Origin of the sequence: Sphingomonas citricola, from assembly GCF_019429535.1 — a bacterium.
GTDB classification, from domain to species: Bacteria; Pseudomonadota; Alphaproteobacteria; order Sphingomonadales; family Sphingomonadaceae; genus Sphingomonas; species Sphingomonas citricola.
The window spans coordinates 70,387-92,882 of the sequence record NZ_JAHXZM010000001.1 but is presented as its reverse complement, the minus strand read 5'-3'; the positions used below and the strand labels follow the sequence as shown (position 1 = coordinate 92,882).

The 22,496-nt window shown below is 68.6% G+C and carries 30 protein-coding genes; 19 read left to right on the top strand and 11 right to left on the bottom strand.

The annotated features are described in order from the left end of the window. Positions 1–35: 35 nt before the first annotated feature. The 4 genes from KZ810_RS00480 to KZ810_RS00465 all read left to right on the top strand — a co-directional run bounded on the left by KZ810_RS00480 (position 36) and on the right by KZ810_RS00465 (position 4,869). Positions 36–1,193, top strand: coding sequence for a CaiB/BaiF CoA transferase family protein (locus tag KZ810_RS00480; RefSeq protein ID WP_219767058.1), 1,158 nt, complete (start codon positions 36–38; stop codon positions 1,191–1,193). A 76-nt stretch (positions 1,194–1,269) separates the two neighbouring features. Next, positions 1,270–3,357: a TonB-dependent receptor gene (locus tag KZ810_RS00475; RefSeq protein ID WP_219767057.1), complete on the top strand. Its 2,088-nt coding sequence runs from the start codon at positions 1,270–1,272 to the stop codon at positions 3,355–3,357. Between the two features lie 32 nt (positions 3,358–3,389). After that, entirely contained in the window at positions 3,390–3,941 is a 552-nt protein-coding gene (locus KZ810_RS00470; RefSeq protein WP_219767056.1) for a uracil-DNA glycosylase, read from the top strand. A 184-nt stretch (positions 3,942–4,125) separates the two neighbouring features. Beyond that, the gene (locus tag KZ810_RS00465) at positions 4,126–4,869 is read left to right on the top strand and encodes a glycosyltransferase family 2 protein (RefSeq protein WP_219767055.1); all 744 of its coding nucleotides are present in this window, start codon (positions 4,126–4,128) and stop codon (positions 4,867–4,869) included. A gap of 35 nt (positions 4,870–4,904) precedes the next feature. Here the strand turns inward: KZ810_RS00465 and KZ810_RS00460 are convergent, their stop codons facing one another. Next, positions 4,905–5,105 (bottom strand): hypothetical protein, encoded by a 201-nt coding sequence (locus KZ810_RS00460; RefSeq protein ID WP_219767054.1) that lies wholly within the window; start codon positions 5,103–5,105, stop codon positions 4,905–4,907. 114 nt (positions 5,106–5,219) lie between these two features. Here KZ810_RS00460 and KZ810_RS17110 point away from each other — a divergent pair, with 114 nt between their 5' ends. Next, entirely contained in the window at positions 5,220–5,366 is a 147-nt protein-coding gene (locus KZ810_RS17110; RefSeq protein ID WP_258044241.1) for a metallophosphoesterase family protein, read from the top strand. Between the two features lie 45 nt (positions 5,367–5,411). Further along, the gene (locus KZ810_RS17105) at positions 5,412–5,705 is read left to right on the top strand and encodes a hypothetical protein (protein ID WP_258044240.1); all 294 of its coding nucleotides are present in this window, start codon (positions 5,412–5,414) and stop codon (positions 5,703–5,705) included. On the opposite strand, the gene KZ810_RS00450 is transcribed toward KZ810_RS17105, so the two are convergent. Further along, positions 5,702–6,547, bottom strand: coding sequence for a type 1 glutamine amidotransferase (locus KZ810_RS00450; RefSeq protein WP_308461452.1), 846 nt, complete (start codon positions 6,545–6,547; stop codon positions 5,702–5,704). The genes KZ810_RS17105 and KZ810_RS00450 overlap by 4 nt on opposite strands. An 89-nt stretch (positions 6,548–6,636) precedes the next feature. On the opposite strand from KZ810_RS00450, the gene KZ810_RS00445 reads away from it, so the two are divergent. The 3 genes from KZ810_RS00445 to KZ810_RS00435 are packed head-to-tail and all read left to right on the top strand — an operon-like array spanning position 6,637 to position 8,397. Beyond that, complete coding sequence (locus KZ810_RS00445) at positions 6,637–7,053, top strand: cupin domain-containing protein (protein WP_219767053.1); 417 nt, start codon at positions 6,637–6,639, stop codon at positions 7,051–7,053. Beyond that, on the top strand, positions 7,050–8,036 hold the full coding sequence (locus KZ810_RS00440; RefSeq protein WP_219767052.1) for an SDR family oxidoreductase: 987 nt from the start codon (positions 7,050–7,052) through the stop codon (positions 8,034–8,036). Before KZ810_RS00445 ends, KZ810_RS00440 begins: the two co-directional genes overlap by 4 nt. Before the next feature lie 34 nt (positions 8,037–8,070). Further along, on the top strand, positions 8,071–8,397 hold the full coding sequence (locus tag KZ810_RS00435) for a hypothetical protein (RefSeq protein ID WP_219767051.1): 327 nt from the start codon (positions 8,071–8,073) through the stop codon (positions 8,395–8,397). A 9-nt stretch (positions 8,398–8,406) separates the two neighbouring features. On the opposite strand, the gene pncB is transcribed toward KZ810_RS00435, so the two are convergent. The 8 genes from pncB to KZ810_RS00395 form a co-directional block, all read right to left on the bottom strand. Beyond that, complete coding sequence (pncB, locus tag KZ810_RS00430) at positions 8,407–9,711, bottom strand: nicotinate phosphoribosyltransferase (RefSeq protein WP_219767050.1); 1,305 nt, start codon at positions 9,709–9,711, stop codon at positions 8,407–8,409. Between the two features lie 23 nt (positions 9,712–9,734). Next, complete coding sequence (locus KZ810_RS00425) at positions 9,735–10,592, bottom strand: glucose 1-dehydrogenase (protein WP_219767049.1); 858 nt, start codon at positions 10,590–10,592, stop codon at positions 9,735–9,737. An 82-nt stretch (positions 10,593–10,674) separates the two neighbouring features. Beyond that, positions 10,675–12,000 (bottom strand): ABC1 kinase family protein, encoded by a 1,326-nt coding sequence (locus KZ810_RS00420; protein ID WP_219767673.1) that lies wholly within the window; start codon positions 11,998–12,000, stop codon positions 10,675–10,677. A 148-nt stretch (positions 12,001–12,148) separates the two neighbouring features. Further along, complete coding sequence (locus KZ810_RS00415; RefSeq protein ID WP_219767048.1) at positions 12,149–13,009, bottom strand: DUF5694 domain-containing protein; 861 nt, start codon at positions 13,007–13,009, stop codon at positions 12,149–12,151. Between the two features lie 88 nt (positions 13,010–13,097). Next, the gene (locus KZ810_RS00410; protein ID WP_219767047.1) at positions 13,098–13,310 is read right to left on the bottom strand and encodes a hypothetical protein; all 213 of its coding nucleotides are present in this window, start codon (positions 13,308–13,310) and stop codon (positions 13,098–13,100) included. Continuing rightward, a complete protein-coding gene (locus KZ810_RS00405) occupies positions 13,310–13,519 on the bottom strand; it encodes a hypothetical protein (RefSeq protein ID WP_219767046.1) in 210 nt (69 codons plus the stop codon). The genes KZ810_RS00410 and KZ810_RS00405 overlap by 1 nt, the downstream gene beginning before the upstream one ends. Positions 13,520–13,587: 68 nt before the next feature. Beyond that, complete coding sequence (gene fumC / locus KZ810_RS00400) at positions 13,588–14,976, bottom strand: class II fumarate hydratase (protein ID WP_219767045.1); 1,389 nt, start codon at positions 14,974–14,976, stop codon at positions 13,588–13,590. A 65-nt stretch (positions 14,977–15,041) separates the two neighbouring features. Next, a complete protein-coding gene (locus KZ810_RS00395) occupies positions 15,042–15,524 on the bottom strand; it encodes an SspB family protein (RefSeq protein ID WP_219767044.1) in 483 nt (160 codons plus the stop codon). A 104-nt stretch (positions 15,525–15,628) separates the two neighbouring features. Between KZ810_RS00395 and hisB the strand changes: the two genes are divergently transcribed. The 9 genes from hisB (at position 15,629) to KZ810_RS00350 (ending at position 21,252) form a co-directional block, all read left to right on the top strand. After that, entirely contained in the window at positions 15,629–16,216 is a 588-nt protein-coding gene (gene hisB / locus KZ810_RS00390; protein WP_219767043.1) for an imidazoleglycerol-phosphate dehydratase HisB, read from the top strand. 10 nt (positions 16,217–16,226) lie between these two features. Then, on the top strand, positions 16,227–16,838 hold the full coding sequence (hisH, locus tag KZ810_RS00385) for an imidazole glycerol phosphate synthase subunit HisH (RefSeq protein ID WP_219767042.1): 612 nt from the start codon (positions 16,227–16,229) through the stop codon (positions 16,836–16,838). Next, positions 16,835–17,569, top strand: a complete 735-nt coding sequence (hisA, locus tag KZ810_RS00380) for a 1-(5-phosphoribosyl)-5-[(5-phosphoribosylamino)methylideneamino]imidazole-4-carboxamide isomerase (protein WP_219767041.1) — start codon at positions 16,835–16,837, stop codon at positions 17,567–17,569. Before hisH ends, hisA begins: the two co-directional genes overlap by 4 nt. Continuing rightward, a complete protein-coding gene (locus KZ810_RS00375; protein ID WP_219767040.1) occupies positions 17,566–17,805 on the top strand; it encodes a hypothetical protein in 240 nt (79 codons plus the stop codon). Before hisA ends, KZ810_RS00375 begins: the two co-directional genes overlap by 4 nt. Beyond that, positions 17,802–18,563 (top strand): imidazole glycerol phosphate synthase subunit HisF, encoded by a 762-nt coding sequence (gene hisF, locus KZ810_RS00370; RefSeq protein ID WP_219767039.1) that lies wholly within the window; start codon positions 17,802–17,804, stop codon positions 18,561–18,563. The genes KZ810_RS00375 and hisF overlap by 4 nt, the downstream gene beginning before the upstream one ends. Before the next feature lie 70 nt (positions 18,564–18,633). Continuing rightward, positions 18,634–18,843, top strand: coding sequence for a hypothetical protein (locus KZ810_RS00365; protein WP_219767038.1), 210 nt, complete (start codon positions 18,634–18,636; stop codon positions 18,841–18,843). Positions 18,844–18,875: 32 nt separating this feature from the next. Next, the gene (locus KZ810_RS00360) at positions 18,876–19,223 is read left to right on the top strand and encodes a phosphoribosyl-ATP diphosphatase (RefSeq protein ID WP_219767037.1); all 348 of its coding nucleotides are present in this window, start codon (positions 18,876–18,878) and stop codon (positions 19,221–19,223) included. Between the two features lie 20 nt (positions 19,224–19,243). Continuing rightward, positions 19,244–19,636, top strand: coding sequence for an HIT domain-containing protein (locus KZ810_RS00355; RefSeq protein WP_219767036.1), 393 nt, complete (start codon positions 19,244–19,246; stop codon positions 19,634–19,636). 80 nt (positions 19,637–19,716) lie between these two features. Beyond that, positions 19,717–21,252 carry an amino acid permease gene (locus KZ810_RS00350; RefSeq protein ID WP_219767035.1) on the top strand — a complete coding sequence of 512 codons (1,536 nt, stop codon included), beginning with the start codon at positions 19,717–19,719 and terminating at the stop codon, positions 21,250–21,252. 59 nt (positions 21,253–21,311) lie between these two features. Here the strand turns inward: KZ810_RS00350 and mscL are convergent, their stop codons facing one another. Continuing rightward, positions 21,312–21,776: a large conductance mechanosensitive channel protein MscL gene (mscL, locus tag KZ810_RS00345; RefSeq protein WP_219767672.1), complete on the bottom strand. Its 465-nt coding sequence runs from the start codon at positions 21,774–21,776 to the stop codon at positions 21,312–21,314. A 112-nt stretch (positions 21,777–21,888) separates the two neighbouring features. On the opposite strand from mscL, the gene KZ810_RS00340 reads away from it, so the two are divergent. Next, positions 21,889–22,476 (top strand): LemA family protein, encoded by a 588-nt coding sequence (locus KZ810_RS00340; protein ID WP_219767034.1) that lies wholly within the window; start codon positions 21,889–21,891, stop codon positions 22,474–22,476. Positions 22,477–22,496 lie beyond the last annotated feature (20 nt).

Below are 22,496 nucleotides of genomic sequence, written 5' to 3'. Positions count from 1 at the left end.
TCGACTTCGCGCGGTTCGCGCCTACAAGCGTCGCCATGACCGATGCGCCCCCTACCCCGCCTCGCCCGCTCGCGGGTCTTCGCGTACTCGAGCTCGCGCGCATCCTGGCGGGGCCGTGGTGCGGGCAATTGCTCGCCGATCTGGGTGCTGACGTGATCAAGGTCGAGCGACCGGGCGAGGGCGATGACACGCGCCACTGGGGGCCGCCCTTCGTCACCGCGGCGGACGGCACCAACCTGTCCGCGGCCTATTATCACGCCTGCAACCGCGGCAAACGCTCGGTCGCGATCGATATCGCCAGCGTTGAGGGGCAGGACCGTGTCCGGGCGCTCGCAGCGGATGCCGACGTGGTGATCGAGAATTACAAGGTCGGGGGCCTTGCCAAATACGGGCTAGACGCCGCCGCGTTGCGCGCGTCGAACCCGCGGCTGATCGTCTGCTCGGTGACGGGATTCGGGCAGACCGGGCCTTACGCGCACCGCGCGGGCTATGACTTCATCATCCAGGGCATGGGCGGGATCATGTCGCTGACCGGCGAGCCCGACGGCGCGCCGCAGAAGAGCGGGGTCGCGATCGCGGATCTTTTCACCGGCGTATATTCCGCGGTCGCGATCCTCGCCGCGCTGCGTGAACGCGAGCGATCGGGCGTGGGCGCGCACATCGACATGGCGCTGCTCGACACGCAGGTGGGCGTCCTCGGCAATCAGGCGCTCAACTGGATGGCGAGCGGTATCGTGCCCGGCCGGATGGGCAACGGCCACGTCAACCTGGCACCCTATCAGAGCTTTCCCACGAGCGACGGCGACCTGATCGTCGCGGTTGGCAACGACCGGCAGTTTGGCAAGTTCTGCGCGGTGCTCGGCACACCCGCACTCGCGGAGGACGCGCGCTTCGCGACCAATCCCGAACGGGTGCGCAACCGCGCCGCGCTGCTGCCGCTGATTATCGCGGAAACGGTGAAATGGGAAAGCGCGCAGTTGCTCGCCGCGCTGGAGGAGGCAGGCGTACCGGTCGGACCGGTCAACCGCGTCGACCAGGTGTTCGCCGACCCGCAGGTGATCGCGCGCGGGATGCAGATCAGCGTCGACGGGCTCGCCGGGCTGGCCGCGCCGATCACGATCGACGGGCACCGCGTTGTTGCCGACCGCGCCAGCCCGCGACTGGGCGAGCATGCCGACGCCGACTGGCGCTGATCGGGTGGCGGCGCTCGGGCGAGGTTTTGCCGCCGCGCGATGCCAGCCCCTTGTCTTGCCGCTTCGAAGCAGCCGAATGATCCGTCGCTCCGTCACACTTGCTCTGCTGCTCGGCGTCGCGGCACCCGCGCAGGCTCAGGCGATCGCCCCGGGCGCGGTGCCCGTGGCGGGCGAGGAGATCGTCGTCACCGGCCGCGGGCTGAAGGATCGCCCCAGCGATGTGGCCGCCAGCGTGGTCACGATCGACCGCGCACGGATCGAGAGCGATGCGGCCGACCGGCTCGAGAGCATCCTGGCCGACGTCGCGGGGTTGCAGCAGTTCCGCCGTTCCGACTCGCGCTCGGCCAACCCGACGAGCCAGGGGATTTCGCTGCGCGGGATCGGTGGCAACGCGTCGAGCCGCGCGCTGCTGATCCTCGACGGCGTACCGCAGGCCGACCCGTTCGGCGGCTGGGTCCCCTTCCCCGCCTACGCGACCGATCGCATCGGGCGGATCCGCGTGACCCGCGGCGGCGGCAGTGGCTATTTCGGCCCCGGCGCGCTGGCCGGCACGGTCGAGCTGGAAAGCGCGACGCCGTCGCAATCGGCGGGCGTCCAAGGCAATTTCGCCTACGGCAGCCGCGCCGCGCTCGACGCGCGAGCATCGGCAGCGTTCACCAACGACGGCGGATTCGCCACGCTGTCGGGCGCCTACGCGCGCGGCGACGGCTTCGTGCCGATCGTGGCGGAGGACCGCGGGCCAGCTGATCGCCGCGCACCCTATGAACAGGCGTCGGGCGCGGTGCGGGGGGTGATCCGCGCGGGGGCGGACACCGAAGTGCAGGCCAATGTCAGCGCCTTCACCGACCGTCGCACGCGTGGGACGCGTTTCACTGCGAACCGCAGCGACGGTGCGGACGCGAGCCTGCGGCTGGTGGGGCGCGGCCGGTGGGGCTATTCCGCGCTCGCCTACCTGCAGACGCGCGCGTTCGCGTCGCAATTCGCGAGCATCGACGCGGCGCGTACGACCGCGACGCAGACGCTCGACCAGTACAACACCCCCGCGACCGGCATGGGCGCGCGGCTGGAACTGGTGCCGCCGCTCGGCGCGGGGACCGACCTGCGGCTCGGCGTCGACTGGCGCGCCGTCGATGGGCGGACGCAGGAGCTCTACAGCTACGCGAACGGCGTTCCGACGCGGCGGCGTGTCGCGGGTGGCGGCAGCACCACGGTCGGCGCGTTCGCCGATGCGAGCGGCACGCGGGGGCCGCTGACACTGACGCTGGGCGGGCGGATCGATCGCTGGTCGATCAACGGCGGTTTCCTCAGCGAACGCGCGATCACCGCCGCGACCGTCTTCAGCGACAGCCGGTTCGCCGATCGCGACGGCACCGAGGCGACCGGACGCGCGGGCGCGGCGTACCGACTGAACGACGCGATCACCGTCCGTGCATCGGGTTATCGCGGCTGGCGGCTGCCGACGCTCAACGAACTCTACCGCCCATTCCGCGTCGGCGCGGACGCGACCGCCGCCAGTGCCGTGCTCCGCCCCGAGCGGCTGACCGGGCTCGACGCCGGCGTGACGGTCACCCCCGCCGCGCGCGTCGACATCACCGCGACGATGTTCTGGAACCGGCTCGACGACGCGATCGCCAACGTGACGGTCGCGCGCGGTCCGGGGACCTTTCCGGGCGTCGGCGTCGTCTCCGCGGCGGGTGTGTACCGCGTGCGGCAGAACCTCGACGCGATCAGGTCGACCGGGCTCGAGCTCGACGCCGACTGGAACGTCGCCGGGCCAATTTTCGCGCGCGCGTCGTGGAGCCATGTGTCGCCGCGCGTCGAGGCATCGGGAAGCGCCGCGACACTCGACGGTTTGCGGCCGGCGCAGACGCCACGCGACGCCGTGTCCGCGACGATCGGGTGGCGGCGCGATGGAGTGGCCGTTTCGGCCACGCTGCGCCATGTCGCACGCCAGTTCGAGGACGACGCCAACGCGCGCACGCTCGCGCCCGCGACGACGATCGACGGCTATCTCTCGCTCCCGCTCGTGCGCGCACTGGCGCTGGAGATACGGGCGGAGAATGTATTCGACGAGCGTGTCGAGACCGGGGTGAGCGGCGCCGACATGGTCGAGCGCGCGACGCCGCGGACGCTGTGGATCGGCATCCGCTATCATCCATCGTGAACCGCGAGACCGACCTTTCACATGCGGTCCCATTGGACGACACGCAGCGACGGCTGGAGGCGTGGCGGCGCGCGCTTGCCGACAGCGGGCGGCGGATGCCGCGGTTCGACGCTGCCGACGGCGGGGCGGCCGCACGGATGCTGGTTCTGCTCGAGACGCCCGGGCCTGGCGATGACGCCGAGCGCACGGTGTCACGCGACAATCCGACGGGGACCGCGCGCAACTTGACGCGGTTCCTTGCCGACGCAAGGATCGCGCGCTGCGACACCGTTCTGTGGAACACCGTGCCGTGGATCGTACATGAGTCCGGCGCGCGCAACCGGCCGCTGCGCCGCGGCGAGATACGCGAGGGGTTGAGTGTACTGCCCGACTGGCTGGTGCTGTTGCCGCGCCTGCGCGTCGTGGTGCTCGCCGGACGCGTGGCGCGGGAGGCAGCACCGGTGATCGCGGCGCATCGGCCCGAGCTGCCAATACTGTCGATGCCGCATCCGTCGCCGACGATCGTGTGCACCAGTCCGGCCATTCCGGCGGCGATCATGACCACGCTTTGGCAAGCCGCCGCGATCCTCGACACCCCCGACTAGACCGCGGCCCGGTGCGACGAATGGTCGCTGCGATGCGACCCGGACTGGGTGGGCGGACTTTCCGATATCGCCAGAACAGGCTATATCTACATCAATTTCGCAACAAGTTCCGTGGCGGCGTAAAAAAGTACGATTGCATGATCGTTGCTGCGTCGCTGCGCGTGCCCGAACCACAAAGGATGCCATGTACCTGCCGGCCGACGATCACCGCATCGACCTTCCCCTGCCCGCCTATGACGTCGTCATTCCCTGCTACAATCGTGCGCACGTCGTCGCCGATGCGCTGGAAAGCGTGCTGGCACAGGAACACGCGCCGACACGGGTGGTGCTGGTCGATGACGGGTCGCGCGACGACAGTGCACGCGTGATCCGACGGTTGGCGGATGCACATGCGAACGTCGAGGCCGCGGTGCTGCCGCGCAACGGCGGCGCGTCGAACGCACGCAACGTCGGCGTGTCGATATGCCGCGCGCCCTGGGTCGCGTTCCTTGACAGCGACGACGTCTGGCTGCCGGGCGCGGCGCGCGCGCTTCTGGAACGCGCGGAGGCGTATGACATCCTCGTCGGCTTCTTCGCGCGGGTGGAAGATGGCGGCACGCCCGGGGTGCCCGAATGCGGCTGGTTCGGCGACGACATCCGTTACGCGCTCAGCACCGGTGGCGTGATCGGGCCGAGCTGGTCGATCGTGCGACGCGCGACCGTGACCGACGTCGACGGTTTCGATCCCAGCTTCCACAATTGCAACGACTGGGATTTCTACACCCGCGCCGCCGCCGCGGGCGCGCGCTTCGGCCGGATTGAACGCTGCGTCGCGCTGTACCGGACGGTTGCGGGGTCACGCCTCGTCAACGACAGCGCGATCGGCGCGATCAACGCGCAGCGCGTGTTGTCGCATCCGTATCTCGCCGACCTGCTCGAGCCTGCGTAGGCACCGGGCACACACGCCGGCGTGCCCGGTTTGGGTCAGTTCAGGCCCTGTTCGAGCAACTTGCGAATGTAGCTCCAGCGACGGCGCTGGAAACTGGCCCAGTAGGCGCGCGCGATACGGCCGTTGACGTAGGTCATGGCGTCGGTGCCGTGGTCCACCTTGACCTGTCGCGCGCGCAAGACGGCCGTGGTCCGCCACCGGTCCCGCGCGCCCGTGAAATAGTCGAACCGCCGCATAACGCCCCTGTCGAGTCCCGCCGCGCTGATACGATGGCCACGACCGCACCGGCAGCAACAGAGTCTTACAATCGGTCCGTAGCGGCGTTATTTCTGGACCAAGGGCGTATCGCAATGGCACGATTTTTCACGGCCGATACCCATTTCGGCGATCACCGCACGATCAATATCCAGCGCCGCGCCTTCGGATCAGTGGCGGAGATGGATGCGCTGCTGATCGAGCGGTGGAACGCGACGGTCGCGCCCGACGACGAGGTCTGACATCTGGGCGACGTCGCCCGCCGCGCCGCCGACGTCGCCGCGCTGTTGGCACGCCTGCACGGCACCAAACATCTGATCCGCGGCAACAACGACCCCGACGCGACGCTAGCAGCCGCCGGCTGGGCGAGCGTCGCCGACTATGCCGAGATCGAGGAGGACAACCGCACGCTCGTGCTGTGCCACTACCCCTTCCGGTCGTGGAACGGTCAGTCGCGCGGCGCGATCAATCTGCACGGACACAGCCACGGCCGACTGAAGCCGATGACCCGACAGTTCGACGTCGGGGTCGACGCGCGCGACTTCGCCCCGGTGACGCTCGCCACGCTGCTCGCGCATTAAACGCCCCGGCGAAGCCCGGGTACCGCCGCGATGAAATTGGCGATTTCCAACCGCCGCCGGTCCTCGTGCGCGAATTCGTCGTCGACACCCAATTCCCAACGCGCGGCGTGATCATCGGGGTCGTGCTGGATACGGTCGAGGAGCGCTGAACAGTGCTCGACCGCGGCCTCGTCGCTCGCGAGGCCGGCCTCGACCAGTGAGGCTGCCTGTGCCCGGATCGCGCTCGCGATTTCACCGGGGCTCAGTTCCGGGTGGTATTGCACTCCCCAGAAGACCCCGCGACCCGACCGGATCTCGACCGCCTGTACATGGGTCACGCCGTTGGATGCGAGCAGCGTCGCACCGTCCGGCAGTTCGGCGACCTCGTCGGTGTGAACCGCCGCCGCGTCCCACGCGGGAGCGCGGCCAGCGAGCAGCGGATGGTCGCGTCCGTCGTCGGTCGCGGTGATCCGCCGCGCGATCGCCGCTTCCAGCCGCTCAGGCATCGGCCGCACGCGCCCGCCCGCGGCCGCGACCGCGACCTGCAACCCCGCGCACGATCCGAACGCGGGCACGCCGCTGTCGAATACCGTGCGCATGAACGCGACCTGCCGCTCCACCTCGGGCGCGTCGTCGTAGACGTGGAGCGGCGATCCGGTCAGGAACACCGCGTCGAACGCGGCGACCGCATCCGCGTCCATCCGATCGCCATCGGGGTCGGCGGGCTCGACCCGCGTCACCGCGGCGCCCGGTGCCATCTGCTCCAGCGTCGCCTGGAAACTCTCGCCCGAACTCTTGCCCGCACGCGCGCGCCGCTTGGCACGGTCGTCCGCCGTCTCGCTTTCCACCACCAGGAATTTCACGCGCGTCCGTTTCGAATGATTGTTGCCGGCCGAATGAACGCTCGCCGGGCTGCGTCGTTCTCCCCGCAACCATTTGAAAGGAAGAAATGATGGCGATCTTCAACAAGGACATGGTCGAGCTCGCGAACGGCAACGAGCTGTGGCAGAAGGAAGTGTACCGCGACAACAAGGTGCAGGTGGTGCTGATGAGCATCCCCGCGGGTGAGGAAATCGGGATGGAGACGCATCCCGCCGACCAGACCACCTTCATCGTCACCGGCGAGGCGCAGGTCACGATCGACGGCCACAACACCAAGGCCGGGCCGAACCACATGGTCGTCGTGCCCAAGGGATCGCAGCACAATATCGTCAACAAGGGGACGTCGGCGTTGAAGCTGTTCTCGGTCTACGCGCCCCCCGCCGAGCCCGAGGGTGCCGCGTTCAAGACCAAGGAAGAGGCCGAGGAAGCCGAGAAGGGCCTGCTCGCCAAGGCCACCGACGCGGTCAAGGACGCGATCGGCCGATGAGCCGGCGGTCCTCCAAGCCCGGCACGCGCGTCGTCATCACCGGCGCGTCGAGCGGCATCGGTGCGGCGACCGCGCTCGCCTTCGCGAAGAAGGGGGCGCACCTCGTGCTCGCCGCACGCGGTGAGGCCGGGCTGGAGGACATTGCGGCAAAAGTCTGCGCGGCAGGTGGCACCGCGGAGGTGCGCTCGGTCGACGTGACCGATGCCGCCGCGGTCGCCGCCTTCGCTGCCGACGCGCAGGCGATTTTGGGCGAGATCGACCTGTGGTTCAGCAACGTCGGCGTCGGCGTCGTCGGCAAATACCACGACGTCCCGATGGCGGATCACGCCCGCGTCGTGGAGGCGAACCTGATCGGCCACATGAACGACGCGCACGCGGTGTGGCCGATCTTCCTCGCGCAGGACCGCGGTACCTGGGTCAACATGATCTCGGTCGGCGGCTTCTTCGCGACGCCCCATGCCGCCGCCTATGCCGCGAGCAAATTCGGCCTGCGCGGGTTCAGCGAGGCCTTGCGCGCCGAGGTGTCGAAACACCCGCGCATCCACGTCTGCGACGTCTATCCGACCTTCGTCGATACGCCCGGCATCGACCATGCGGGCAATTACACCGGCGCGAAACTGTCGCTGCCGCCGGGCGCACTCGCGCCGGAGGCGGTCGCGGAGGCGGTGGTCAGGCTCGCCAAGCGCCCGCGCAACACGACCGTCGTCGGCGCGCCCGCGTGCCTGCTGAAACTCGGGCAGTTGGCGGTGCCGAATTTGGGCGCTGCGATGATGAACGGCTTCATGGACGTTTGGGCCGATCGCGCCGAGGCCGGCGAGGATAAGTCCGGCGCGCTCCACGAACCGGCCGCGGGGGCGAGCGGTGTCGAGGGCGGGCGCCGCCATCCTCAGCGTCGCCGAACCGCCGCGATCGTCGCGGGGGGAGTTGCAGCCGCGGGGATCGCCGCCGCGGCGGCCGTTTTCTGGCGCAACCGCCGCGACTGAGCGCGCACCGGTCACGCCCGATGGCCGCTACCTCGTGGTCCGCGGGCGCTTGTGGCGGCGCAGCAACCCGGCGCTGCCCGAAAATCGTCGCGCGGCGCTGGTATCCGAATTAACGGACGCCCGACGCATCATCGGCGGTGCGGGGCGGAGTGGTGATACCGACGCGGTCGCCGCCGCGCGCACACGCGTCCACGCCGCGAAGGTGGCGCTCGGCGAACGCGGTCCGGTCTGGTGGGACGACGACGCACCCGACCTCAACCGCCACATGGCGCGCAACACGCCCTACGCCGACTGGTTCGCGAGGCTGCCCGATCCGGGCGTCGAAGCCGGCACGGCGGATCGGCCGGATGAGGGAACGTGAGCCCCGGCGCTACACCGACACCGCCGCCTCGGTCCGCCCACCGTCGCCGAAGATCCGCAGATAGCGTGCGATCTCGGCCGGATCGCCCGTCGCCTTCGACGGATTATCCGACAATTTGACCGCGGGCCGCCCGTTCGCCTCGATCACCTTGGCGACGAGCGAGATCGGCTCGAGCGCGTGGCCGCCTTCCGGATCGCAGCCGCGAAAGTCGTTGGTAAGATTGGTCCCCCAACCGAAACTCATCCGGACCTGTCCCGCGAAATGGCGGTAGGTCGCCTCGATCGAATCCATGTCCATCCCGTCGGAGAAGATCAGCAGCTTCCCGCGCGGGTCGCGGCCACGCGCGCGCCACCATTCGATGATCTGCTCGCCCGCCGCGATCGGTGGCAGGCTGTCGGGTCGGAAACCGGTCCAGTCCGCGACCCAGTCGGGCGCGTGATCGAGGAATGCCTTCGTTCCGAACGCGTCGGGCAGGACGACGCGCAGGTTACCGCCATAATGCGCTTGCCACTCCTCCAGCACGCGGTACGGCGCCGCCGCCACACCCGCGTCGTCGTCGGCGAGCGCGGCCATCACCATCGGCAATTCATGCGCGTTGGTGCCGATCGCCTCCAGGTCGTTGTCCATCGCGAGCAGGACGTTCGACGAACCGATGAAACGCGTGCCCAGCCCTTCCTTCAGCGCTTCGACACACCAGCGTTGCCACAGGAAGCTGTGTCGCCGCCGCGTCCCGAAATCGGAGATAACGAGATCGGGCAATTGCCGCAGCCGCTCGACCTTGTTCCAGAGTTTCGCCTTGCCGCGCGCGTAGAGCACGTCGAGCTCGAACCGGCCGCGTGCCCTGAGCGCGGCGCGGCTCCGCAGTTCGTTGACGATCGCGAGCGCGGGGATTTCCCACATCGTCGTGTCGGTCCACGCGCCCTCGAAATGCAGCTCGTACTGCCCATCGGCGACGCGCAGGTCGTAGTCGGGCAGGCGGAAGTCGGCGAGCCAGGCGAGGAAGTCGGGCGCGAACATCCGCCGCTCGCCGTAGAAGGTGTTGCCCGCGAGCCAGATCAGTTCCTTCTTCGCCAGCCGCACGCTGCGCGCGTGGTCGAGTTGTTCGCGCAGCTCGCGCTCGTCTACCACCTCGGCGAGCCGCACCGATTTCGTGCGATTGATCAGCGCGAAGGTCGCGCGGACGTCGCGGTGCTCACGCCAGATCACCTGGAGCATTAGCAGCTTGTAGAAATCGGTATCCAGCAGGCTGCGGACGATCGGGTCCAGCCGCCAGCTATGGTCGTATACGCGCGTGGCGATGTCGGTCACCGCCACGCGGTATGCTCCGTCCCGTCAACTCAGAGGAAGGGCGTACCACCCGTCACCGGGATTGTCGCGCCCGAGATATAGCTCGCCTCGTCGCTCGCCAGCATGACATAGGGCGGCGCGAGTTCGGCGGGCTGCGCCGCGCGGCCGATCGGGGTTTCCTGCCCGAACGTCTTCACCTCGCCGGCAGGCATGGTGGAGGGGATCAGCGGCGTCCACACCGGCCCCGGCGCGACCGCGTTGACGCGAATCTTCCGCTCGGCGAGCATCTGCGCGAGGCCCGCGGTGAAATTGTGGATCGCGCCTTTGGTGGTCGCGTAGGCGAGCAGGGTCGGCAGCGGCTTGTCCGCGTTGATCGAGGTCGTGTTGATGATCGACGACCCTTCGCGCATGTGCGGCACCGCGGCTTTGCACAGGTAGAACATGGCGTGCATGTTGACCGCGAAGGTCTTCGCCCATTCCTCGTCCGAAATGTCCTCGATCGCGGCGAAGGTATGCTGGTAGGCGGCGTTGTTGACGAGCACGTCGACGCGCCCGAACGCCTCCACCGCCTTGTCGACCACGGCGCGCGCGTGCGCAGGATCGCTGATGTCGCCGGGGATGAGCACCGCCTTGCGCCCCGCATCCTCGACCAGCCGCTTGGTCTCGGCCGCGTCGTCATCCTCGTTCAGATAGCTGATCACCACGTCCGCGCCCTCGCGCGCGAAGGCGAGCGCGACCGCGCGCCCGATCCCGCTGTCGCCGCCCGTCACGATCGCCTTGCGGTCGTTCAGCCGACCATAGCCGACATAGCTATCCTCGCCGTGGTCGGGACGCGGGTTCATCTGGTCGGTGTGGCCGGGCACGTCCTGCTGCTGCTCGGCATAGGGCGGTTCGGGGCGATAGGTCATGCACGGCTCCTTGAGAGATGGAGGCTCAAGGGCTGGCGACGCGAAGCGTTCCCTCGGCACGGACGCGCGTTATCCCCATCCGTCAGGCCACTCCCTCCGCCACGATCCGCGCCGCCACCATCGCGCGGATATCCACCCGCGCCTTCAACCGCGCGGCGAGCAGCGCGGTGCCGCTGATCTTGCGCTGGACGAACAAGGTGTCGATCGGCGGCACGTGCCAGGTCGAGCGATCGCGCGCCATGTCGATCGCCTGCTCGCGCAGCACGCCGACGAAAGCGCGATCGCCGAAGTCGAACACGCCGGGCTGGTTGAGCTCGGCCAGGATCACGTCGATCATCCGGTCGACGAGCGCGCGATGCGCGACCGCCGCCGCCTCGCCCATGAAGCCGGCCGCCACCGCTGCCTCGCGTACTGCATCGCGACTGCCCGAAAGTCCCGCGGCGAGCAGCCGGCGATAGCCCGCGCTCGTCTCGGCGGGCACGGCCCGCGCGGCACCGAAGTCGAGCAGCACCAGCCGGCCTGTGTCCGGTTGCCATCGATAATTCGCGAAATTGGGATCGGTCTGCATCAACCCCCAGTCGAACAACTCGCGCAGGACCAGCGCGATCAGCCGCGCCATCGCCGCATCGCGCGTTTCCTGCGCGGCATCATCCAACGTCTCGATCGGTACCCCTGCGACGAAATCCATCGCGAGCACGCGCTCGGTCGTCATCGACGGCTCCAGCTTCGGCACGACGAAGCCGTCCTCCCCCGACAGCAGTTCGCCGTAGCGCGTCAGCATCCCGCCCTCGCGGCGGTAATCGGCCTCCTCGTGCAGCTGCCGCTTGGCTTCATTTAGCAGCGGACGGATATCGAGTTCGCGCGGCAGCAGCCCCGAGACGCGCAGCAAGGTCGCGACATTGTCGACGTCGGCGTCGATGCTTTCCTTCACGCCGGGATATTGCACCTTGATCGCGAGCTCGCGTCCATCGGGCAGCCGGGCGCGGTGGACCTGCCCGATCGAGGCGGCAGCGATCGGGTGCGCCTGGAAATGCGCGAAGCGACGACGCCAGCCTGCGCCCCATTCCTGCGTCAGCACCGTGTCGAGCTGTTTGGGCGGCATGTGATGCGCATTATCGCGCAGCCGCGACAGGATCTGGGTCAGCTCGGGCGGCAGCATGTCGCCCGCGTCCATCGACACCATTTGCCCGAGCTTCATCGCCGCACCGCGCAGGTTGGCGAGTTGATCGGCGACACGCGTCGCATTGGCCGGGGTGAGCAGCAGGTCGCCCATTCGCGGACGCTCGCCGTTCGCGAGCCGCCGCGCGCCCTCGGCGACGACGCCGCCCGCAACCCCTCCTGCCAGTCGCCCGAACGCGCCGAACCGCGCGACGCGCCCGCTCGGCACCGCACGACCACCGCCCGTCATCCGATCATCGTCACTCACGCCGGCACTCCTTCGCGCAGCCCAACGTTCGGCGCGGTGCGAAAGGTTCGGTGGATGAGGCGGTCGGGACCAATTCCGCCCCCTAGGATACGCGGTCAGGCCCGCGAGCCTCGGCGGGGATCACGTCGCCTCAGCAGCGACGCTTCGGTCCCGCGGGCACGACGTCGCGCACGTCGGCGAGCGTGAACGTGCCCGACTCGCTCGCATAAGCGCGCAACAGCGGCGCGTGGCCGGCACCGAAGATCGCCACCGTGCGATCCCCCGGCCGCCCCGCGACGCGCGCCAGATTGGCATAGATGCGCAGGTTACGCGCATGCCATTGCCCGACCCACGCGGCGCCGGGGGTCTCGCGCGCGTCGCCGAAGCGCGCGATCGTGTAATAGGGCGTCTCGTTACGGCGCATCGTGTCGGGATCGGCGTGATAGCGCAGCCAGTCGCCGACCGACGAACAACGCTGCCGCGCCGCAACCGCATTCGCCGCGACCTGCGCCTCACGCTGGAACCTTGCCCATTCGATGCCGCGGCCGTGCGCCTTGAGCCACGCGACGTAGTCGTAATCGGCGTCCTTGCCCGGTGCGTCGCCCTGGAAGTCAACCGCGTCGACGCGGGGGAGCCCGAGCCGGGCGGCGAGACGGAGCCCGAGCTGGTCGCGCTCGTCGGCGGTCAGGGTGTAGCGTCCCGCCCGGTAATCGGCGTAGCGTTTGTCGAGCCCCGCCTGATCGATCGCGCTCCACTCGACCGCGACATGGTTTGGGTGGAACCGCGCGAGACGATCGACCACCGCCTCGATCTCGCGCTGACGCTCGGGTGTCATGACGTCGTCGACGCTCGGGTCGGCGATGCCGGTCCTGGGATTGTCGAAATGCGGGGATCCGACGATCAGCAGCGCGGGCCTGTTGCCCGATAGCGATACGCCCTGCGCCGCCACGACCGTCGCGCCGGCCACGAGCGTCAAAGCCGAAAGCACCGCGCCGACCCATTTCAATGTCATCAAACAACTCCCCCGCCGTGAACCCCGTGGTACACGGCGGGGGCAATGCTTCAACCCGTCAGGGCTCTGGCCCGTCGGGGCGCGTGGATTAGACGCGAGGCGGCACGCCCGCGCGCGACGCCTTGTGGCGGTCGTAGGCCTTCTTACCAAGATAGGCCGCGCTCGCCGCCATGCCGAGCGGCCCCATCCGCGACAGCCCGCGGGTCAGCAACCCGCCGACGATCGCGCCCTTCACACCGCCGCCACGGTTGTTCTGGCTTACTTCGCGGCCGACCAGCGCACCCAGAATCGTTCTCAACATCACACGCTCTCCTTGATCCGGTCGCCTAGCACCGCGACGCCTTTCAACACGCCCCACCCGATCGCGTAGGTAACCGCGATCGGCAGAACCACTTTCAACACATTGGCGGTGATCGCGCCGATCAGCGCACCATCGGCGACGCTGTCGTCGTCACCCGACATCGCATCGATCGCGCCGCCGATCAGCGCGCCTACGCTTGTTGCACCCATGGAATGATCCTCCTCGCCGCATTCAATGACCGGCGTGGCCAGCGGTTCCGGAACGGACCTGCGCGGGCTCAGCGCCCGATCATGGTTTCAGGGCGAACCACGCGGTCGAACGTTTCCGCGTCGACCAGCCCGAGCGCCAGTCCCGCCTCGCGCAAACTCAACCCCTCGGCATGCGCGTGCTTGGCGATCTTCGCCGCATTGTCGTAGCCGATCTCGGGCGCCAGCGCGGTGACGAGCATCAGCGACCGGTCGAGCAATTCGGCGATCCGGCGCTCGTTCGGGACGATACCGGTGACGCAACGCTGCTCAAACGCGCGCATGCCGATCGCGAGCAGGTCCATCGAGCGCAACACGTTGCTCCCGATCAGCGGCTTGAACACGTTCAATTCCAGATGACCCTGAAGGCCGCCGATCGTCGCCGCGACGTGATTGCCCATCACCTGCGCGGCGACCATCGTCAGCATCTCGCACTGCGTCGGATTGACCTTGCCCGGCATGATCGAGCTGCCGGGTTCGTTCGCGGGTAGGTCGATCTCGGCCAGACCCGAGCGCGGACCAGAGGCGAGCAGGCGGATGTCGTTGGCGATCTTGGTCAGCGCCACCGCCAGCGTGTTGAGCGCACCCGACAGGTGAACCAGCGCATCGTTGCAGGCCAGCGCCTCGAACTTGTTGTCGGCAGGCACGAAGCGGATCCCCGTCAGCGCCGCAATCTCGGTCGCGATGTCGCGGTCGAACTTGGGCGGGGCGTTCAGCCCGGTGCCGACCGCGGTGCCGCCCTGCGCCAGCTTGTTGACGTCGATCAGCGCGGCGTCGATCCGCGCGCGGCAGGCCGAGAGCTGCGCGGCATAGCCCGAAAATTCCTGCCCCAGCGTCAGCGGCGTCGCGTCCTGCAGATGCGTCCGCCCGATCTTGACCAGATCGGCCCAGTCGCGCGCCTTGGCGTCGATCGCGTCGTGCAGGCTGGTCAGCGCGGGCAGCAGGTCGCCCGCCGCCTTGATCGAGGCGGCGACGTGCAGGGCGGTCGGGAAGCTGTCGTTGCTCGACTGTCCGCGGTTGACGTCGTCGTTGGGGTGGACGGGCGTCTTGCCGCCGCGCGTACCCGCCAGCAACTCGTTGGCGTGGCCCGCGATCACCTCGTTGACGTTCATGTTCGACTGCGTGCCCGAGCCCGTCTGCCAGATGACGAGCGGGAATTGATCGTCGAGCGCGCCGTCGATCACCGCGCGCGCCGCCGATTCGATCGCGTCGGCTTTCTCCGCCGACAGCCCGTGGCGCTTGTTGACGCGCGCCGCGGCAAGTTTGACGTATGCCAGCGCGCGAACGATCTCGATCGGCATCCGCTCACGCGTGCCGAACGGGAAATTCTCCAGGCTACGCTTGGTCTGCGCGCCCCAGTAAGCGTCGGCGGGAACCTCGATCGGTCCGATCGAGTCGGTTTCGGTGCGTGTGTCGGCCATGCACGATCAAGCGCGCGAGCCGCCCAAGTCGTTGCACGCGGCCGCGGGATACCACGGCCGGCGCCTTACTTTTTGCGCTTGAAATCCACCGCGACGACGTTTGAGCCGTCCTGCTGCTCCGCGGTCGGCGTGCCGTCGTTCTCGGCCGGATCGTGCCCACCCGGGCCGTCGCCCGGCCCTTCCTGCGCCTGAAAGCGCAGCTCGAAATTGACCGCGGGATCGTGGAACCCGGTGATCGCCGAATAGGGAATGACCAGCTTCGACGGCACCTGGTTGAACGACAGGCCGACCGAGAATTTCTGATCGTCGACGATCAGGTCCCAGAACCGGTTCTGAAGCACGATCGTCATCTCGTCGGGGAAGCGTTCGATCAGCCGCTGCGGGATGTCGACGCCCGGCGCCTGCGTCTTGAAGGTGATGTAGAAATGGTGCTCGCCGGGCAGCCCCCCGGTCTCGGCCACGGTGTTGAGCACGCGGCCCACCACGGCGCGAAGGGCTTCCTGCACGATCTCGTCGTACGGTATCAGGCTGTCGGGCATGTCGCTCATCGCGGGCCATCGGTAGCGCGGTCGCCGGCTGGGTCAAGCGTGCTTGGCGCAGCGCCGTCCGGGACGAGGTTGCCTGTCGCGAGCGCTTCGCTAAGGAGCGGGCCATGCGGACCGCGACCATCAAGCGCTCGACCAGCGAGACCAGCATCGAGGTGACCGTCAACCTCGACGGCACGGGCATCTACCATGTCGAAACGGGGGTCGGCTTCTTCGATCACATGCTCGAACAGCTCTCGCGCCACTCGCTGATCGACCTCGACGTCAAGACGCGGGGCGACCTGCACATCGACGCGCATCACACGGTCGAGGACACTGCGCTAGCGCTTGGCAGCGCGGTCGCGCAGGCGCTTGGCGACAAGCGCGGCATCCGCCGCTACGGCGACGCGCTCAGCCCGATGGACGAAGTGCTGACGCGCGTTGCGCTCGACATCTCGGGGCGTCCGTGGCTGGTCTGGAAGGCGCCGTTCAGCCAGGCGACGCTCGGCACGATGGACACCGAGTTGTTCGAGCATTTCTTCCATTCGTTCGCGCAGACCGCGGGCATCACGCTCCATGTCGAGCTGCTCCACGGTCACAACAACCACCATATCGCCGAAAGCGCCTTCAAGGGGTTGGCGCGCGCGCTGCGCACCGCGACCGAGGTCGATCCGCGCAAGGCCGACGCGATCCCGTCGACCAAGGGCGTGCTGTGAGCGCGCGGCGATGACGCTCGCGCTGATCGATTACGGCGCGGGCAATCTCCATTCGGTCGAGAATGCGCTGCGCGCCGCGGGCTGCCGTGACCTGACCGTCACCGCCGAGGCGGACGTGGTCGCGCGCGCCGACCGGATCGTCCTTCCCGGCGTCGGCGCATTCGGCGCGTGCGCAGGCGCGCTGCGCGGCGTGCCCGGCATGGTCCAAGCGCTGGAGCAGCGCGTACGCCGCGAAGGCGCGCCGTTTCTCGGCATCTGTGTCGGCATGCAGTTGATGGCGGAGGCGGGCGAGGAACTGGGCACCCACGCCGGGCTCGGCTGGGTGCGCGGGCGCGTGCGGCTGATCGACGCGGCCGGCACCGACGCGAAGGTGCCGCACATGGGGTGGAACGACGTCGCGCCGACCCGTCCCCACCCCCTGATCGTCCCCGGTGAGGCGTATTTCCTCCACAGCTTCGCCTTCGCGGGCGACGACGGCGACGTCGTTGCCACCACCAATCATGCCGGCCCCGTCACCGCCGCGGTCGCGCGCGACAACATGGTCGGTGTGCAATTCCACCCCGAGAAGAGCCAGCATTACGGCCTGGCGCTTCTCGACCGTTTCCTGAAGTGGCGCCCATGAGTTTGATCGTCTTCCCCGCCATCGATCTGAAAGCCGGGCAGGTCGTCCGTTTGGCCGAAGGCGACATGGCGCGCGCCACCGTTTACGGCGACGATCCCGCGGCGCAGGCGGCGACATTCGCCGCGGCGGGCGCGCAGCACCTCCACGTCGTCGATCTCGACGGCGCGTTCGCGGGCGAGAGCGTCAACGGCGACGCGGTGCGCTCGATCGTCGCGACCTTCCCCGGCCATGTGCAACTGGGCGGCGGCATCCGCACGCCGCAGGCGGTCGCGGCATGGTTCGACCTCGGCGTCGCGCGCGTCGTGATCGGCACCGCCGCGCTCGAGAACCCCGAGTTCGTCCGCGACATGGCGCGCGACTATCCCGGCGGCATCGTCGTCGCTGTCGATGCGAAGGACGGCATGGTGGCGACGAAAGGCTGGGCCGATGTCTCGACCGTCTCGGCGACCGACCTCGCGCGCCGGTTCGAGGACGCGGGTGTCGCCGCCGTACTCTTCACCGACGTCGGGCGCGACGGGATGCTCAAGGGCTGCAACGTCGAGGCGACCGTCGACCTCGCCCGTGCGGTCGACATTCCAGTGATCGCGAGCGGCGGCGTGAAGGGCATCGGCGACATTCATGTCCTGGCGATCCACGCGCGCGACGGCGTCGAGGGCGTGATCACCGGCCGCGCGCTCTACGACGGGCGGCTCGACCTCACGGCCGCACTGTCGGTCGCGGCCGCGGCATGACCCCCGCGATCGCAGCGCTGATCGGCGGCGCCTTGAGCACGGGTTACGCCCCGGTCCTCAGGCGGCAGGTTTGTGATGGAATCGTCTCGATCCCGATCGGCGGCATCAGGCCGTTCGAGATCCGCCGCGACACGGCGCCGCGCGCCTTTCGTGTCGCGGTCGCGGTGATGACCGCATCGGTGACCGCGCTCGTCATCGGCTGCGCCATTCTGCTGGTCGGGGCGCTACGCCGATGACCGTCCGCGCGCGCGTCATCCCGTGCCTCGACGTCGCGAACGGGCGCGTCGTGAAGGGGGTCAACTTCGTCGACCTGATCGACGCGGGCGATCCGGTCGAGCAGGCGCGCGCCTATGACGCGGCCGGCGCGGACGAATTGTGCTTCCTCGACATCACCGCGAGCCACGAGGCGCGCGGCACGATCCTCGACGTGGTCAGCCGCACCGCCGCGGTCTGCTTCATGCCGCTGACGGTCGGGGGCGGGGTGCGCACCGCGGAGGATGCGCGCGCGTTGCTGCTGGCGGGGGCGGACAAGGTCGCGGTCAATTCCGCCGCGGTGTCGCGGCCCGAGGTCGTCGCCGACATCGCCGAACGCTTCGGCGCGCAATGCTGCGTCGCCAGCATCGATGCGCGACGCGTCGCGGATGGCTGGGAAGTGTTCACCCACGGTGGTCGTCGCGCGACCGGCATCGACGCGGTGGCGCACGCGCTCAGGCTCGCCGAGCTCGGTGCGGGCGAGTTGCTCGTCACCTCGATGGATCGCGACGGCACCCGCGGGGGCTACGACCTCGATCTGGTGCGCGCGATCGCCGACCGGACGAGCGTGCCGGTCGTCGCCTCGGGCGGGGTCGGGACGCTCGACGATCTGGTCGCGGGGGTGACGCAGGGTCATGCCTCGGCAGTGCTCGCCGCCTCGATCTTCCATTTCGGCGACGCGACGATCGCCGACGCGCACGCCGCACTCGCCGCCGCGGGCGTCGCGGTCCGGTCGCACTGACGCCGGCCGTGGGCGCTGTGATGCCGGGCGCCAACCTTCTGGTGACGAACGCGTGCTACGATCGGCAACGATGACCAAGCGTCCCCTCGCCTGCCTGCTGTTCGCCGTGCCGCTGCTGCTCGCGGCGAGCGGGCACGACGGGCAACCGCACCCGCGCACCGCGCCCGAGCTGTCCGACGTCGCCCTGTTCGTGTTCGCGGTCGTCGCGGTGTGGCTGACCCGTCGCGCGCTGCGCAAGCGCGGACTGGTGCGCCGGGACCGCGCGTCGCGCAAGGATTGACCCCGCGCCCGGCACGGGGCACCGCGCACGGCATGGCCGACGACATCCTCGATCGCCTCCAGGCGACGATCTCTGAGCGAAAGAGCGCCGACGCGGGCGCCTCCTACACCGCATCCCTGTTCCAGAAAGGCCGCGCGCGGATCGCGCAGAAGCTGGGCGAGGAAGCGACCGAAACGATCATCGCCGCGATGGGCGACAACCCGCACGCGATCGTGCCCGAGGCGGCCGACCTCCTCTATCACCTGCTCGTCCTGCTAGCCGACGCGGGGTTAAGCCTCGGCGACGTGCGGATGGAGCTTGCCAAGCGCGAGGGACTGGGCGGGCTCGACGAAAAGGCCGCGCGAACGCCCGCCGGGCTGCCGTTGTCGTTCCGACCCTGACCCGATGGGAGAGTGAAGCCATGAGCGTCGACGCCACCCAACCCTACGACGACACCAACATCTTCGCACGGCTACTGCGCGGCGAAATCCCGTCGACGCGCGTCTACGAGGACGAACACACCGTGGTGTTCCGCGACATCGCCCCTTGGGCGCCGACCCACCTGCTCGCGATCCCCAGAGGTGCCTATGTCAGCTGGGACGATTTCAGCGAGCGCGCGTCCGACGCGGAGATTGCGGGCTTCACCCGCGCGATCGGCAAGGTCGCGCGGGACGCCGGGCTGGTCGCGGGCGGTTATCGCCTGATCGCGAACGTCGGCCTCGATAGTCACGCGGAGATACCGCACCTGCACGTTCACGTCCTGGCGGGCCGGCCGCTCGGACCAATGCTGGTCGAGAACGACAGCCGGCGCTAGAACAGCGCGCACTTGTCACCGCGGGAGAGGTCGCTAGGCTCCCCGCTTTCGCATTCCCGCGGGGAGGGGATATTTCTTTCATGTTCTTCGAACGCATTAAACCCTTGGACGCCATTCTGGCGACCGCGGAGGAGAAATCGCTCCACCGCTCGCTCGGCTGGTTCCAGCTGATGCTGTTCGGCATCGGATGCGTCATCGGCGGCGGCATCTTCGTGCTGACCGCGGTCGGCGCGCAGAAGGCGGGGCCTGGCCTGATGCTCGCCTTCGCGATCGCGGGCGCGATCTGCATCGTGGCCGCGCTCTGCTACGCCGAGATCGCGGCGATGATCCCGGTCGCGGGCAGCGCCTATACCTACAGCTACACGACGATCGGCGAGACGGTCGCCTGGACGGTCGGCTGGGCACTGATCCTCGAATATGCGGTCGCGGCGAGCGCGGTCGCGGTCAGCTGGTCGGGCTATTTCAACGGCACGATTTTGCAGCAATTCTTCGGCATCCATTTGCCCGCCTGGGCGAGTGCCGGACCGCTCGCGCTCGGCGGCGCGCCGGGGGGGCTCGTCAACCTGCCCGCGGTGTTCATCTCGCTCCTGATGACGTGGCTGCTGATGGTCGGCACCTCGGAGAGCGCGAAGGTCAACGCGATCCTGGTCGGGATCAAGGTCATCGCGCTGTCGATTTTCTGCTTCCTGACGCTGCCGAAGATCGACAGCGCGAACTACAGCCCGTTCCTGCCCGCCGGCGTGTTCGGTGGCCTAGGTAGCGGCGTTGGCGCCGTGGGTGCGGCGGCGACGATCTTCTTCGCCTATGTCGGGTTCGACGCGGTCTCGACCGCGGCGGAGGAGACCAAGAACCCGCAGCGTAACGTGCCGATCGGGCTGATCGGGTCGCTGCTGATCTGCACCGTGTTCTACATCGTCGTATCGGCGGGGGCGATCGGCGCGATCGGCGGCCAGCCGGTGATGAACGCGCTGACCGGCATGCCGCTGGAAGCCGGGTCGCCCGAGCTCGCGCGTCAGTGCGCGCTGCCGCAATACCGTGACGCGCTGGTCTGCTCGAACGAGGCGCTGGCGCACGTGCTGCGCGTGATCGGTTTCGGCAAGGTCGGCAATCTGCTCGGCATCGCGGCGAACATCGCGCTGCCGTCGGTCATTCTGATCCTCTTGTTCGGCCAGACGCGCATCTTCTTCGTGATGAGCCGCGACGGCTTGCTGCCCGAGGTGCTGAGCCGCGTCCATCCGAAGTGGAAGACCCCGCACATCGTGACCGCGATGACCGGCATCGCGGTGGCGATCGCGGCGGCGTTCCTGCCCGTTGGCCAGCTCGCCGACTGGGCCAATGCCGGCACGCTCTATGCCTTCATGATGGTCGCGATAAACGTGATGCTGCTGCGTCGCCAGCAGCCGAATGCGAAGCGGTCATTCCGCACGCCCGCCCTTTGGCTGGTGGGTCCTCTGACGATCGCAGGGTGCATCTTCCTGTTCGTCAACCTGCCGTGGCAGGCGATGCTGGTGTTCTTCGTCTGGGGCGCGATCGGGCTGGTCGTCTATTACGCCTACAGCCGCAAGACGAGCCACCTGGGTCGCGGCGAGGTGATCGTCCCCGACGCAGGGCACTAAGGCCGAATCTTTGGCCAAAACCGAAGGGCCGGGGGAGCGATCCCCCGGCCCTTTGCGTGTCAGAGCGTCGGGGGCGTCCCGCGCGCCTTCAGTTCGTCGCGGATCTCGCGCAGCAAGGCGACCTCGGCGGGCTCCGCGGCCGGCTCCGCCACACCCTGCACTTTCTCACGCTCGGCCGCGGCGATCAGCCGGTTCACGCTGCGCATCATCAGGAACACGATGAACGCGAGGATGACGAAGTTGATCACCACCGTCACGAACTCGCCGTACCCGAACAGTGGCACCCCCGCCGCCTTCAGCTGCGCGTAGCTGTCGAGCGACCCCTTGTAGGTCGCGGGCACGGGGCCGAGCCGCACGAAATAGCTCGAGAAATCGAACCCGCCGAAGATCGCACCGACGACCGGCATGATGATGTCGTCGGTCAGCGATTTGGTGATCGTCGCGAACGCGCCGCCGATGATCACACCGACCGCGAGGTCGAGCACGTTGCCGCGCGCGATGAAGGTGCGGAAATCCTTGAGCATCGTCACATTCTCCCTTTGTTGACCCATGCGCTGGACCGCATCGTTCCCCTCTTCGCGCCGGCGATCAAGTGTCCTATATGCGTGACACAGACCTGATGGAGACCTCTCGACGATGACCAACCGTGCCGTTGCCGCCGCGCTGATGGCGCTCCCGCTCGCCGCGTGCGGGCTCAACAGCGTGCCGACCGCGGAGGAAACCGCCAAGGCGCGCTGGGCCGACGTGCAGAACGAGTATCAGCGTCGAGCCGACCTAATCCCCAATCTCGTCTCGACCGTGAAGGGTTATGCCAAGCAGGAATCGGACGTGCTGACCCGCGTGACCGAGGCGCGCGCCAACGCGGGCCGCATCCAGCTGTCGGGCGACGATCTGAAGGATCCCGCCAAGGTGCAGCAATATGCCAATGCGCAGAACGGGCTGAGCGCCGCGCTGACGCAGCTGCGCCCGTTGCAGGAGGCCTATCCCGACCTGAAGAGCAACGCCAATTTCATGGCGCTGCAATCGCAGCTGGAGGGGACGGAGAACCGCATCACGATCGCGCGGCGCGACTATAACGGCGCGGTGCAGGATTATAATACGCGCATCCGCACCTTCCCCGACGCGGTCGGCGCCAAGATTTTCTACGGCGCGAAGCCGATGGTGCCGTTCCAGGCAACGACGCCGAACGCGCAGACCGCGCCGACGGTGAATTTCGGCGCCTGAGTTGCTCGCCTCCGCGCCGC